The organism is Sphingobium sp. TB-6 (genome assembly GCF_012927365.1).
In the GTDB taxonomy this organism is placed as follows: domain Bacteria; phylum Pseudomonadota; class Alphaproteobacteria; order Sphingomonadales; family Sphingomonadaceae; genus Sphingobium.
Genome location: NZ_JABBGL010000016.1, coordinates 78,800 through 91,398, shown reverse-complemented (window position 1 = coordinate 91,398; position 12,599 = coordinate 78,800). Strand labels below are relative to the sequence as shown.

11 protein-coding genes and 2 pseudogenes are annotated in these 12,599 nt (G+C 58.3%); 6 read left to right on the top strand and 7 right to left on the bottom strand.

The features are described 5' to 3' along the window. Positions 1-212: 212 nt before the first annotated feature. Positions 213-529: pseudogene (locus HHL26_RS18610) on the bottom strand (transposase); the annotation flags it as partial. Between HHL26_RS18610 and HHL26_RS18605 the strand changes: the two are divergent. Next, positions 521-886, top strand: a pseudogene (locus tag HHL26_RS18605) (transposase); the annotation flags it as partial. The pseudogenes HHL26_RS18610 and HHL26_RS18605 overlap by 9 nt on opposite strands. 2 nt (positions 887-888) lie before the next feature. Here the strand turns inward: HHL26_RS18605 and HHL26_RS18600 are convergent. The 4 genes from HHL26_RS18600 to HHL26_RS18585 all read right to left on the bottom strand — a co-directional run bounded on the left by HHL26_RS18600 (position 889) and on the right by HHL26_RS18585 (position 4,615). Further along, complete coding sequence (locus HHL26_RS18600) at positions 889-1,533, bottom strand: TetR/AcrR family transcriptional regulator (protein ID WP_008829817.1); 645 nt, start codon at positions 1,531-1,533, stop codon at positions 889-891. Between the two features lie 382 nt (positions 1,534-1,915). Continuing rightward, complete coding sequence (locus HHL26_RS18595; protein ID WP_024020827.1) at positions 1,916-2,413, bottom strand: aromatic-ring-hydroxylating dioxygenase subunit beta; 498 nt, start codon at positions 2,411-2,413, stop codon at positions 1,916-1,918. After that, positions 2,410-3,585, bottom strand: a complete 1,176-nt coding sequence (locus tag HHL26_RS18590) for an aromatic ring-hydroxylating dioxygenase subunit alpha (protein ID WP_008829815.1) — start codon at positions 3,583-3,585, stop codon at positions 2,410-2,412. The genes HHL26_RS18595 and HHL26_RS18590 overlap by 4 nt, the downstream gene beginning before the upstream one ends. A gap of 43 nt (positions 3,586-3,628) precedes the next feature. After that, on the bottom strand, positions 3,629-4,615 hold the full coding sequence (locus HHL26_RS18585) for a dihydrodipicolinate synthase family protein (RefSeq protein ID WP_008829814.1): 987 nt from the start codon (positions 4,613-4,615) through the stop codon (positions 3,629-3,631). 149 nt (positions 4,616-4,764) lie between these two features. On the opposite strand from HHL26_RS18585, the gene HHL26_RS18580 reads away from it, so the two are divergent. Beyond that, on the top strand, positions 4,765-5,553 hold the full coding sequence (locus tag HHL26_RS18580) for a 1,6-dihydroxycyclohexa-2,4-diene-1-carboxylate dehydrogenase (protein ID WP_024020828.1): 789 nt from the start codon (positions 4,765-4,767) through the stop codon (positions 5,551-5,553). A 19-nt stretch (positions 5,554-5,572) separates the two neighbouring features. On the opposite strand, the gene HHL26_RS18575 is transcribed toward HHL26_RS18580, so the two are convergent. Together HHL26_RS18575 and HHL26_RS18570 are read right to left on the bottom strand one after the other, a co-directional pair. Next, positions 5,573-6,799 carry an FAD-dependent oxidoreductase gene (locus HHL26_RS18575; protein WP_008829811.1) on the bottom strand — a complete coding sequence of 409 codons (1,227 nt, stop codon included), beginning with the start codon at positions 6,797-6,799 and terminating at the stop codon, positions 5,573-5,575. A 107-nt stretch (positions 6,800-6,906) separates the two neighbouring features. Then, positions 6,907-8,553 (bottom strand): sigma-54-dependent Fis family transcriptional regulator, encoded by a 1,647-nt coding sequence (locus tag HHL26_RS18570; RefSeq protein ID WP_024020829.1) that lies wholly within the window; start codon positions 8,551-8,553, stop codon positions 6,907-6,909. Positions 8,554-8,763: 210 nt separating this feature from the next. Between HHL26_RS18570 and HHL26_RS18565 the strand changes: the two genes are divergently transcribed. From HHL26_RS18565 to HHL26_RS18550, 4 genes are read left to right on the top strand one after another with little or no spacing between them, the layout of a single operon-like run. Further along, entirely contained in the window at positions 8,764-10,116 is a 1,353-nt protein-coding gene (locus HHL26_RS18565; RefSeq protein WP_008831827.1) for an aromatic ring-hydroxylating dioxygenase subunit alpha, read from the top strand. Further along, positions 10,109-10,636 (top strand): aromatic-ring-hydroxylating dioxygenase subunit beta, encoded by a 528-nt coding sequence (locus HHL26_RS18560; protein ID WP_024020830.1) that lies wholly within the window; start codon positions 10,109-10,111, stop codon positions 10,634-10,636. The genes HHL26_RS18565 and HHL26_RS18560 overlap by 8 nt, the downstream gene beginning before the upstream one ends. Positions 10,637-10,661: 25 nt before the next feature. Then, positions 10,662-12,029, top strand: a complete 1,368-nt coding sequence (locus HHL26_RS18555) for an aromatic ring-hydroxylating dioxygenase subunit alpha (protein WP_008828560.1) — start codon at positions 10,662-10,664, stop codon at positions 12,027-12,029. A 14-nt stretch (positions 12,030-12,043) separates the two neighbouring features. Next, on the top strand, positions 12,044-12,595 hold the full coding sequence (locus tag HHL26_RS18550) for a 3-phenylpropionate/cinnamic acid dioxygenase subunit beta (RefSeq protein WP_008828561.1): 552 nt from the start codon (positions 12,044-12,046) through the stop codon (positions 12,593-12,595). Positions 12,596-12,599 lie beyond the last annotated feature (4 nt).

Below are 12,599 nucleotides of genomic sequence, written 5' to 3'. Positions count from 1 at the left end.
TTTCGAGATCGGCTACCCTGATTTTTCCGACCGCATCATGTGACGACCACGCGTCGATCACGGACAGAAGCATGAACCCCAAGTCGATCTACCTTGCAGTCCCGCACCCAATGACAGAAGGTGTCCAGCTCCTTGATCTTCATCTTGAGACCGGCCTGATCGAGGCGACGGGATTGGTAGCGCTGGGTCGATCGGTTGATCGGAAATGCGCCGCAGGCCCTCCGTTCGCTCACCTGGTAGTTCGCCCGCAGATAGCCAACGATCTCCCGAGCTCGATCAGGCCTTACATTTTTCGGCGGATGACGTCCTGCAGCATCTCTTTGTCGAGACTGAGGTTTGCCACGAGCCGCTTGAGCCGGACATTCTCCTCCTCGAGCTGCTTCAGCCGCTTCGTCTCCGACGGCATCAGTCCGCCATATTTGCTCCGCCATCGATAGTAGGTCTGAACCGATATGCCGGCTTTGCGGCACACCTCCTCGACGGTCGTACCATCCTCGGCCTGCTTGAGAATGAACGCGATCTGGTGCATGCTGTGATCCGCACGCCCCACATTCAGGACCGCGACGGAGTCCCAATGGTGCTACGCGAAATCATCGCGCGCTTTTGGTATCTGCGGCACGTCTTCGCAAATGGCGGCTATGCTGGCGACAAACTCAGGAAGGCTCTGCGGCGAATGGCGAAATGGACCATCGAAATCATCAAACGGTCAGATACCGCCAAAGGCTTCGAGGTGCTGCCCGGCCGCTGGGTGGTCGAACGGACGTTGGCATGGCTCAACCGAAACCGATGCCTAGCAGAGGACTTCGAGAAAACCATCGCTTCGGCAAAGGCTTGGGTCTTCATCCCGCCCGTTCAAATCGTCATCCGACGTATCGCAAGACTATGAAATCAATCCGCATGATGACGAACCAGGCACTTATGGTAAATCTTCATAAAAATCTGTACCGCGCGATCAGCGATTTGGTCGGCTAGAATGTTGTTTGCGTGTCGCAACTCCAGTATCAACCTTCGATTGAATCCTGAGGTGCAAAGATCAAGTAACAGCATAGCCGCGTCATCCGGATCTTCGTCGTATAAAGAATTAGCTAAAAATAAGGAAACTTGATCTCGAAAATACAAAAATGTATTAGAGTAGAAAATATTTCCTAACTTGGGAATGCGCCGATTGTTGATAATTATAATTCGCTCGATTTCGATGGTGTCATCTCGCATCAAGAAATGGCAAAATCTTTTCGAAGATAAATTCAACATACTGGTTATACTACTACATTCGGAAATATCGAGATCAAGAAAATTTCTAAATAACTGAACTTTCAATTCAATAGCGGCAACAGCAATGTCTTCCTTGTGATCAAAATATTGCCAAAGAGTGCTCTTCGACCCGCCCAATATACTAGAAATATCAGACATAGTGACATTATCGTAGCCACTCTCTAAAAATGCATTCATCGCAACGTTTACGATATTTTTGCGACGCGCACTTTTTTTCAGTTCTCTCTTTGAACTGATTGATAGGACATTTTTTTGCCGCATAAATCCTACATGGCTTCGGATCATCGAAAAAAATGGTGCTCGATAATGTCAGTGACAGATTAAGGAAATTAAGGAAAATTAATCTCTTGATAAGAATATGATTATATTATACTAATTCTAGATATTATTCTTGCCGCTAAGCTTTCTCTAAGTGGCTGTCCTCGCTTAATTTTTCTCCACGTATTATAGCTTATCCCAAGCTCTTTCTGTAACATTGAATCCGTTCTTCCAGTTGAAAAGCGTATAATTTTATCCGCGATATCTTTTGGCAATTTCACCATCTTACATTGTGAACTCATATCGAAATCTTCCGAAGATTACTGCTAAAGCTATAATATAGATCGGTATTTCTCTGGAATATTTAGCTATATTGCATAACTTTTCATATCGGGTAGACAAGATATCGCGGGAGTACTGACGTATCCAATTCGGCACGGCGGGACAGAAACTTGGCCCGACCATCGCCCGAAAGCCGAACCATATCGAGATAGCGACCTGCGGCAAGAATTTGAGTGACCCCGGTATCCATCGGCGTCATGAAAACCGAAAAGTTGGACATGGCCTCTGCTGTGCTGGCATCGACCTGCCGATGGCTGACCCGCTGAACGAAATGGCGAGTGCGGTAGTCCTGAAAGGTCCCTGCCCAGATCTCTGTGACATAAGTGACGCGATCTTCCAGTCGCGCCCTACAATCGTCGAACATGAAGCCGAGTTCGAGGTTATGTTCTGTGTTCTCGGCCGCACGGCAGTAATAAGATGCCTGTTCTTCCTCGGCATAGTTAGTGAGCCAGCCTGTCATGTCTTTGCTGTCGAGCGCGTTGGCGTCCGCCAGCAGCAGGCGGTCAAGAGCGCATTCCAGTTTGGTGGGCGAAAGCATCATGCTTGTGCCCTTTCGAATCCCATCACCGAGCGGTAATATTCCCAGCGCGGAAGGTTACCGCTTTCATCGTTCTGCGAAAACTCGGACTCGAGCTTGGCAGGATCACGCACGCCTTTCTGGAAGATCGCATTGCCAGGCGTGTGGCTGCCGATGTGGATCCGGTGGAAGATCGAAGCGTCTTCCATGCTAATTAAACCGCATGGACCCAGTAAATTGGAGCTTTGCCGTAACCGGTGGCGAAGCATGTCCGCATCGTCGTTCTGGTGGGCGAAATAGGCGTAGTGGACCTCGGTCGTTTCGGCATCGATTGGGGTCGCGAAGCGCAGGTTTATGACGTCGAGATGTTTGGTTGAAACGAAAGTCGGGAACAACTGGACGATGCGTGACCCGACTGATGGATCCTGCCCTTTGAAGGCAATCAGATCCTTATCTTTTAGAACGCTGGGACCGCTCGCCACGGAGAGTGCCGACTCGAAACAGACATGGCCGCGTTTCGTGGCGGTATACTGCCGCCCTTTGCCGCCCTGCCAATTGAGCATCTTGAATGCCGCGTGGAGCAGCGGGGCATGGTAGCCGTCGTTGTCGTTGTAACCCTTCCAGTTGCTGTCATAGCGAACCTTCTGATAGCCCAGCAGTTTAAGGCGACCGTCGCCCGCCATCAGTTCGCGCAGGGTTTCTCCTGCTTCGCCGAGAAACTGGTCAAGGGGTTCTGTCTCAGCCGAGAACGTCACGAATATCAGGCCGTAGAACAGATCGAAGCGCGGCTGCCCCAAGGGGTAGTCCGCCTTGTCGAAACCGGGTACGAATTCGCGCGGGTTGGGACATCCAACAAGCTCGCCCTTGGCACTGAACAGCCAACGGTGATAGGGGCATTCGAACTCGGTTTTGTTACCCATTACCGCAGTTTCGAGCTGGTTGCTGCGATGCGAGCAGGCATTGTAAAACACGCGAACCTCGCCCCCTTCATCCCGCGAGATCAACAGCGGGATTCCTGCGAGGCGGATCGTCCGGAAATCGCCTGGGTTGGGCAACTCGCTTTCGTGCGCAACCGGATGCCATTCCGGGCCGTGAAATATCCGCTTGATCTCTTCCAAGTAGAGATCCGATCGCGTAAAGGCCGCCTTGGGAACTTCGTTATAATTCTTCGGCCAGGTCAAGGTCGCGTCAGCCATCCTCTTGCTCCCGCATTTCCAGTGATCGTTTATCTGACCGTCTTCAACGCTCTGTTTCGAGCGCTTTGCCCAGTTCGGCCCACATCCGGCCCGAATTACGCGCGCCTTCGAGATAGCTTTCGGGACATAAGTGATAGGGTGGACGGCAAGGTCCGGCGTTCATCCATCCACCGGCGGTCATCCGCGCCTTTTCCAGCGGAATGTTGTAGGTGGAGAATTCCTTGAAGCTGCCATTGGGAAACAGCGTTGCTGCCGTGGGCGCGAGCCGCCCCATGAAGGTCTTGGCCTTGCTCCAGTCGCCGGTGGCGCGGGCCTGTGCGACGAGATCGCGCAATGTCGTACTGACGAGAGGATGGCAGACCGCGCCGCTTGTCCAGAAGGCATCGACCGAATCGTCCATCCGCGCCGCGCCATAGTAATCGAAGTCGATCGGCAGCAGCTTGATCCGCCCCTTGATTGCGGCCAGATCGGGCAGCAGTGTGCCAACACCGATATACTTGGCAGTAACAACTTGGGGGATTTCGGCGACCTGACCCCAGAAATGGCGCGGGAAATCGAACTTGAATGCTTCGGGATTGGCATAGATTGCAATATTGATATCGGGCACCGCCTCAGCGACATCCTTGTAGAACTGGACCGCGACATCGACGCTCGGCGCGCACCACATCGGTACGCCCAGCATCGTCCCGGTCGCGCCGATATCGACTGCCTCGCGGGTCAGCGCGATGGTGTCGCGGGTGTTGATACAGGTTGTGCCGACAAACACCGGAACCCGGCCCGCTGCGGCATCTACGATAGTCTTCATAAAGACGAGCTTTTCGTCAAGCGTCATGGTCGCGGCCTCGCCCAGCGTTCCCATACTCAGGATGCCGTCGACTCCGGCCTCGATCAGGCCGTTGACCATGCGGGCTGCTTCGTCGACATTAACCGTATCAGTGGCGCGCCAATCGGTAGCACCTTCCTTGGCGGGCGTCGGCACGATCGCCCAGGCACCCTTTATATCAGCAGCAGTCAGCAGTTCACGCGCCACGCAACATCTCCCAAAGATTTTCAATCATTAGCCAATATGTAACGCATTGCCCACGGGCTTGGCAAGGGAGGAATGCGGATTTATGAAGCCGAATGTGACTAGGATTGCACCCTTCCGGCCGGACGGGTGCGGGTTTGGAGAAATCAGAGATGACAGACGCAAACGTAAGATTTGCAGGCAAGATCGCGATTGTCACGGGAGCAGCCCAGGGCATCGGCTTTGCTACGGCCCAGCGCCTAGGGCGAGAAGGCGCCACAGTCGTCGTTGCCGATCGTGCAGAACAGGCGACACTGGATGCGGTTGCGCGACTTATGGCCGAATCTGTCGACGCTCACCCCGCCATCCACGACCTCGAGCAACAGGCTGGAGCCGCTGCCCTGTACAACGCTGTAAGCGATAAATTCGGGCGGATCGACGTGGCCGTCCATAATGTCGGTGGCACGATCTGGGCCAAGCCTTATTGGGAATACACCACCGAAGAAATCGTCGCCGAAATTAATCGCTCGTTGTGGCCGACGCTGTGGTGTTGCCATGCAGTGCTGCCCCACATGCGCGCGGCGGGTCGCGGCGCGATCGTCAACATCGGCTCGGTGGCAACGCGCGGGGTCAATCGCGTGCCCTACGCGGCTGCGAAAGGTGGCGTGGCGGCGCTGACCGCTGCGTTGTCGCTGGAACTGGAGGATTGTGGCATCAGGGTAAATTGCGTGGCTCCTGGCGGGGTCAACGTGACCCGTGTCACCCCGCGTAATACCGCTCCGCATTCCGACGCGGACCGCAAGGGCTTTGGCGAGGTGATGGAGCAGACCTTGCGCGATACCCCGCTGGGTCGCTTCGGCGAGCCCGAGGAACTGGCCGCCGCGATCTGCTTTCTAGCCGCCGACGAGGCGTCCTACATCACCGGCCAAACCCTCTACGTCGCAGGTGGCGGGATCGGCTGATCCCGCCCGCCTTACGAGCCTAACCAGCCTGCTTGAGGATATCGCGGAGCGACACATCGGCATCGGCCAGCTGCGCGGCCTGGGCATTGGCTCGGCGCTCGATCAGCCGTTTGCCGATGCCCATGTCTGGGGCGCGGTTGACAGTCAGGATGCCCTCGATCATCTCGCCTGACTGGAAGAATGCGGTAAACTGGTTGCTTGCCATGTCTCCACGCAGGGTTACCTCGGCTTGCACCGGGATATGGCCGCAGAACTGGATATTGAGATCGAACTGGTCGCTCCAGTACCACACCGGCTTGCAGTAATCGACGCCCTGCCCGAGCACGGCGAGCGCCGCGGCCTGAGCCTGATCGGCAGCATTCTGGTAGGTTTCCTGGCGGATATGGCCGCCGAAGAAGCTCTCCTGTTCGGCCACGTCGCCGGCGGCAAAGACATTCTCATTGCTGGAGCGGCACCGCCGATCGACGATGATGCCGTTATTGGTGACGATGCCTGCGTCCCGGGCTAGGCTGATTTCCGGCACTATCCCGACCCCGACTACCACGGCATCGCAATCCACCAGTGATCCGTCATCGAGTTCGACCTGCGTCACCCGCCCGTCAAGCACCTTCATCGCGTTCACGCCGCGTCCGAAGCGGGTGTCGACGCCGCGCTGGCGATGTTCCTCGCCCAGCCATTGCCCGAACTGCGGCCCGAGCGCGCGAATCATAGGCGCGGCAAGCGGTTCGATCGCGGTCACTCGGCACCCCAGCTTGACCGCGCTGGCCGCGACTTCAGCCCCGATCACACCCATGCCGATGATGACGATCCGGGCGCCGTCCCTGAGGTCCGTCGCCATCCGGGTGGCATCGTCCCGGGTGCGCAGGTAATGCACGTTGGCGGCGTCGGCACCCTCCATGTTGAGCTTGCGGGCGGAACCACCGGTGGTCAGCAGGATGCGGTCGGCTTGGACCAGGTCTCCGCCCGTCAGGCGCACAGCGCTCGCCGCCAGGTCGAGCGCTTCGGCACGCGTGCCAAGCCGCATTTCGATGCGGTTGGCGGCGTACCAGGCCTCGTCATGAAGGAAGAAATTGTCCGGTACATTGGCCGGATCCCACAACACCTCCTTGGACAGGGGCGGGCGCTCGTAGGGCCGCCACGGTTCTTCGCCGATAAGGGTGATCCGGCCATCGAAGCCAGCCTGGCGCAAGGACTCCACCGCGCGGCCACCCGCAAGATTTGCTCCGACCACGGCTACCGATTTCATGCGATTCTCCCAACTTTGCGTGCTTTCCCGGTCTTATTGCCGGAAGGCGCACCTCCCTATAGACCTTCTTTGCACAATATGCAATGCGTTGCGAGAGTTAACGCGCGCTAGGCGGATTCCTGGATTTCCATTTTTTCAAGACGCAAGGCGAGCTGCCGACGGGTAAAGCCTAAGGTGCGCGCCGCGCGAGCAACGTTGCCCCCACTTGCATCAAGGGCCTCGCGGATCACCAGCCCTTCCATTTCCAGCAGGCTTCCGCCCTCATCGACGATCAGATCCAGCATCTGGCGCACCAAGTTGGCGCGACTACCAACATTGTCAACGGCGCTGATCCTGCCATCGTTGGTCATGCACATCGCCGGCTTCAATTCGAGGCCGTCGGTTTCCAAGAACAGGTGTCTGACGTCGATCGCTCGTCCGTCGTCCGCCAACAGCACGGCGCGTTCCACCATTCGCTCAAGTTCGCGCACATTGCCCGGGAAATCGTAAGCCAACAGCGCGTTAATCGCCCGCGGAGTGAAGCCCGATACTGTTCGGCCATGGCGCAGGGCATAACGCAGACGGAAGTGTTCCAGCAGCACCGGAATGTCCTCGCGGCGCTGGCGCAGCGGCGGCACCCGGACCGGTAAAGTCGATATCCGGTAGAACAAGTCGGCACGAAACGTGCCTTCCCGCACCGCCTCGTTAAGTTCCACATTCGATGCTGCGATCAATCGGACATCCACCTTGATCGTCCGCGTATCGCCGACCCGCTCGAACTCACCTTCCTGGACAGCGCGCAGAATCTTCGATTGTGCAAGTGGCGACAGTGTCGATATCTCGTCCAGGAACAGCGTGCCGCCATTGGCCAGCTCGAACCGACCGGGCCGGGCGGCAACCGCGCCAGTATAGGCCCCCTTGGCCACGCCGAACAGCTCCGATTCGATCAGCCCCTCAGGGATCGCCGCGCAGTTGAGCGCGATGAACGGCTCCGCCTCGCGCGTGCTCAGCCGATGAGCGAGCTTGGCCAGCACTTCCTTGCCGACCCCGGTCTCGCCCATTAACAGCAGCGTCGCATTGCTCGCTGCGGTGCGTTCGATCATGGTCTTGGCTGAGAGGAACGCTGCCGATATCCCAATCACCGTTTGGCCCGCATCATGCCACGTTTCGGACAGGACCAGCGGCGTCGCGGCCAATTCGAGGTCGTCCAACTGATCCCATTCGGGTTTTGGTTTGGCGTGAAGTACGCAGGCAGCATCGCCTCGCCCCGCACATTCCACTTCGCGCATGATGATCGGTTGTCCCGCGAAGGTTGTGGCAAAGCCGCTTGCAAAGCCGGTCTGCATCCAGCACACCGGATCGGTGCTGTGCCCCATCGCGTTGAGATGGATCGCCGCCTCCATCGAATCGTGGACCGTGAACCGGCCTTCGAAATGCCCCCGCGAGGGATCGTTTTCAAGAGTTTCGATCTGGGTCCAGCCGAACCCGGTCAAGGCGTGTGCCTGCGGTCCGACCGCGAATGCTTCGAGATAATCACCATCCGGGCGCAATTTCTTCGCGCCGATCGCGCACCGTGCGCCTTCGGCAAAACCGACACCCCAGAAGAACCGGCTGGCCGCTTCTAGCCCCAATTCGGCCACCAGGCGGCTGCGCCAGCTGGCCAGGGCCGCTTGGCTGAGCAGTACGCAGCGTTCACCGTCATGCCAGATCCGGCCCATTTCCGGTGAGAACAGCAGCTTGCTGGCAAGGTCGGCGTATCCTGGGAGCGTCTCCATCCGGTCAGCTTATCAGATTCGTAACTTCCGGCCCAGACTTAAGCCTCGACATTTACATATACGTCGATCTGCACGGTGCCTCGCCGTGGGATTGACCAACCGGACTGCGGTAAATCGGCCCGAAAACGATATTGGCACGATTCGTGCTTATAACTGTCCCGACAAGAAAAATCGATGGCGGCTTTAGCCATGCTGTTGGGAGAGGATCAAATGAACGACAACATTGCCGATCTGGTTGATTCACGCACCGGGCGCCAATCGCGCTCGATCTACGCGAGCGAAGACATCTATCGGCAGGAACTTGAGCGGATCTTCGGGCGCTGCTGGCTGTTCCTGGTCCACACCAGCCAGATTCCGAAGCCGGGCGACTATTTCCGCACCTTCATGGGCGAAGACGATGTGATCGTGATCCGCCAGAAGGACGGGTCGATCAAGGCGTTCCTTAACAGCTGCACCCACCGCGGGAACCGGATCTGCCGCGCCGATCGCGGCAATGCGCGCGCCTTCACCTGCAACTATCACGGCTGGTCTTTTTCCCCGGACGGCGCGCTCGCCGGGGTGCCGCTGGAAAGCGAGGCCTATTTCGGCGAACTCGACCGCACCAAGTTCGGCCTGATCCCGGTGACGAAAGTGGCCGAGTACAAGGGCCTGGTGTTCGGCTGCTGGGATGCCAATTCGCCCAGCCTCGATGACTATCTGGGCGATGCCAAGTTTTTCCTCGATGTCTGGCTGGATGCCATGCCGGGCGGATCGGCACTGCTCGGCGAGACGCAGAAGATGGTGCTGGGCACCAACTGGAAGCTGCCAGTCGAGAACGTCTGCGGCGATGGCTATCACCTGGGCTGGGCACATGCCGGCGCGATGGCAGCAGTCCAGTCGATGGACCTCACCGGGCTCAGCGTCGGCAATTCCGGGGTCGATCTCGATGGCGGGCTGTCGGTCGCCGGCATGAACGGGCACATGGTCTTGAGCGCGCTCGACGGCGTTTCCGGCTACGCCTTCTATCCTGATCCCAAGCCGATCCTCGAATACCTAGAGGCCAACCGCCAGACGGTGATCGACCGTCTGGGCGAAGTGCGCGGCAGGCAGGTGTGGGGTGCGCAGGTCAACATAACCATTTTCCCCAACCTGCAACTGCTGCCCGGGCTCAACTGGTTCCGGGTCTATCATCCAAAGGGTCCCACCCAGATCGAACAGTGGACCTGGGCCATGGCCGAAAACGACATGCCCGAGGCGGTGAAAGCGCAGATTCTCGAAAACCAGTGCCTGACCTTCGGCTTGGCGGGCCTTTTCGACAACGACGATGGCGACAATCTGACCGCCTGCACCGAACAGTCGCGCGGCTGGCGCACGGCGCAGATGGATGTCTACACCAACATGGCGCTGGGCCGCTCGGGCAAGCGCGAGGGCTTCCCCGGCGATATCGCCTCCGGCTTGGTAAGCGAACACAACCAGCGCTATTTCTACCGCCGCTGGCAAGAGCACATGATGGCGGAAACCTGGGCCGAAGTGCCCACGTACAACATTAACTCGCTGACCGACGAGGAGGCCGAGCATGCTTGACCGACCGCTTGCCCCTCCCCCGGTGGAGGTGATCGTTGCAGTTACCCAGGCACTCCACCGCGAAGCCCGGCTGCTCGACAACGAAGATCTCGACGGCTGGCTGGCCATGCTTGGCAAAGACGTCAGCTATCGCCTGGAACTGAAGAGCCGAAGGTTCCGCGCTGACCGTTCGCCGCCTTTTCCACTTGGCCCAGGGGTAATCTTCAACGAGGATCTGGGTAGGCTGAAAATGCGGGTGGATCGCCTGAAATCCGGCTTCGTCTGGGCCGAAGATCCGCCCAACTACATCCGCCGCGCTGTCTCCAACGTCGAGGTGCTGGCCACCCGGGCCGATAACGAGGTGCGGGTCCATTCGGTGCTGGGGATGCACCGCAATCGGATCGATGGCACCACCCGCCTGCTCACCGCCGGACGCACTGACCTCTGGCGCAGCGAAGGCAGCGCTTGGCTGCTGGCCGCGCGCGAAATCGTGCTGGACCATTCCGTGCTGCCGGACAGCAACCTCAACGCCTTTTTCTGAACAAGCCTGACGGGAGAGAACAATCATGCGCTTCGAACGGATCGGTCGCGAACCGGATTATTCACGCTACATGGACCTCAAGGAAGGCTGGCTTGACCGCCGGATCTTTTCGGATGCGGACATCTACGAGGAGGAGCTGTACCGCATCTTCGCGCGGTCGTGGCTGTTCGTTGCCCACGAAAGCCAGATCCCAAACAGCGGGGACTTCCTGACGACCCACATGGGTGAAGACGCGGTGATCGTCGCGCGCCAGCCCGACGGTTCGATCCGGGTCATGCTCAATTCCTGCCCGCACCGCGGCAATAAGGTGTGCTTCGCCGATGCCGGGAACACCCGTCGGTTCGTCTGCAATTACCACGGCTGGGCGTTTGACACCGCCGGCGACCTCAAGGGCATGCACGAGGAATATTGCTACGACGCGGGCGATATCGACTTCAAGAACCATGGCCTCAAGAACGTCGCCAAGGTCGGCAACTACAAGGGCTTGGTGTTCGCCACCTTCAACAGCGATGCGCCGAGCCTGGAAGCCTGGCTAGGCGATTTCCGGTGGTATCTCGACATGATCCTCGACAACGAGGAAGGCGGCACCGAATTCATTGGCGGCTGCATCAAGTCGGTGATCAGCGCGAACTGGAAGTTCGGGGTCGAGAACTTCATCGGCGACGCTTATCACGCCGGCTGGACGCATGATTCGGGCACTCGGTCGATGAACAACGGCCAGCCGTTCCCGCCGATCGACATGGATAATTCCTATCACGCCAGCGTGAACGGCCACGGCTGGGAATTCGGCACCGAAGGCGTGGGCGACCTCTTCCTGCTCGGGCGCCCCAAGGTGATGGACTATTACAACAAGATCCGCCCGAAGATGGCAGAACGCCTGGGCGAGATGCGCTCGAAGATCTTCGGTTCGGTCGCCTCGGCATCGATCTTCCCCAACGTCTCGTTCCTGCCGGGCATTTCCACCTTCCGCCAGTGGCAACCCAAGGGGCCAATGCAGTTCGAATTGAAGACCTGGGTGATCGTCAACAAGAACATGCCCGACGACATCAAGGAGGAAGTGACCAAAGGCGTGATGCAGACCTTTGGCCCCGGTGGCACCTTCGAGATGGATGACGGCGAAAACTGGGAAAACTGCACCACCGTCAACCGCGGCGTCGTCACCCGGCACGAGCGCCTGCACTATCGCTGCGGGATCGGCCGCCAGATCGAACACGATACCCTGCCGGGCATCGTCTATCGCGGCCAGTACAACGACGCCAACCAGCGCGGCTTCTATCAGCGCTGGCTCGACATGATGACCCATGACGAATTCGGCAAGATGCCGGCACGGCCCGAACCGCAGCTGGGCAATGTGGGCGAAACCCGCGATCTTCCTGGCCTGTTCGCGCTCTGAGAGGAACTACAGCTATGACCGACACCGCAACCCTCGAGCGCACATGTGAAGGGACTACCGCATCGCTCGAACTGACCCACGCGCTGACCCAGACGCTGTATCGCGAAGCACGGCTGCTCGACGATGAACACTACAAGGCCTGGGCCAGCATGCTGGCGGAAGACCTGCATTACCACATGCCGGGGATCGAAACCCGCTATCGCCGCGACAAGACCGAGCAGGTGACCGACCTGACCCGGATGGCCTATTACAACGACAGCAAGCCCGAAATCCTCAAGCGGCTTTCTCGGCTCGAGACCGGAACGGCCTGGTCGGAGGATCCGGCGACGCGCTACACCCATATCATCACCAACGTCGAGGTGGAGCTTACCGAAAAGGCCGACGAGTTCCGAGTCTATTCGAACTTCTATGCTTATCGCAATCGCAACGAACGCGACGAGGATTCGCTAATCGGCAACCGTATCGATATCTGGCGTCAGGTCGGCAACAGCTTTCAACTGGTCAAACGCCGAGCGATCCTCAAGCACAATGTAATGTTGAGCAAGAACCTCAACATCTACGTTTAGTCTA

Coding starts and splice junctions, on each gene's coding strand:
- HHL26_RS18600 (WP_008829817.1), bottom strand. CDS start 1,533: ATGCGGCAAAAAAATGTCCTATCAATCAGTTCAAAGAGAGAACTGAAA.
- HHL26_RS18595 (WP_024020827.1), bottom strand. CDS start 2,413: ATGATGCTTTCGCCCACCAAACTGGAATGCGCTCTTGACCGCCTGCTG.
- HHL26_RS18590 (WP_008829815.1), bottom strand. CDS start 3,585: ATGGCTGACGCGACCTTGACCTGGCCGAAGAATTATAACGAAGTTCCC.
- HHL26_RS18580 (WP_024020828.1), top strand. CDS start 4,765: ATGACAGACGCAAACGTAAGATTTGCAGGCAAGATCGCGATTGTCACG.
- HHL26_RS18575 (WP_008829811.1), bottom strand. CDS start 6,799: ATGAAATCGGTAGCCGTGGTCGGAGCAAATCTTGCGGGTGGCCGCGCG.
- HHL26_RS18570 (WP_024020829.1), bottom strand. CDS start 8,553: ATGGAGACGCTCCCAGGATACGCCGACCTTGCCAGCAAGCTGCTGTTC.
- HHL26_RS18565 (WP_008831827.1), top strand. CDS start 8,764: ATGAACGACAACATTGCCGATCTGGTTGATTCACGCACCGGGCGCCAA.
- HHL26_RS18560 (WP_024020830.1), top strand. CDS start 10,109: ATGCTTGACCGACCGCTTGCCCCTCCCCCGGTGGAGGTGATCGTTGCA.
- HHL26_RS18555 (WP_008828560.1), top strand. CDS start 10,662: ATGCGCTTCGAACGGATCGGTCGCGAACCGGATTATTCACGCTACATG.
- HHL26_RS18550 (WP_008828561.1), top strand. CDS start 12,044: ATGACCGACACCGCAACCCTCGAGCGCACATGTGAAGGGACTACCGCA.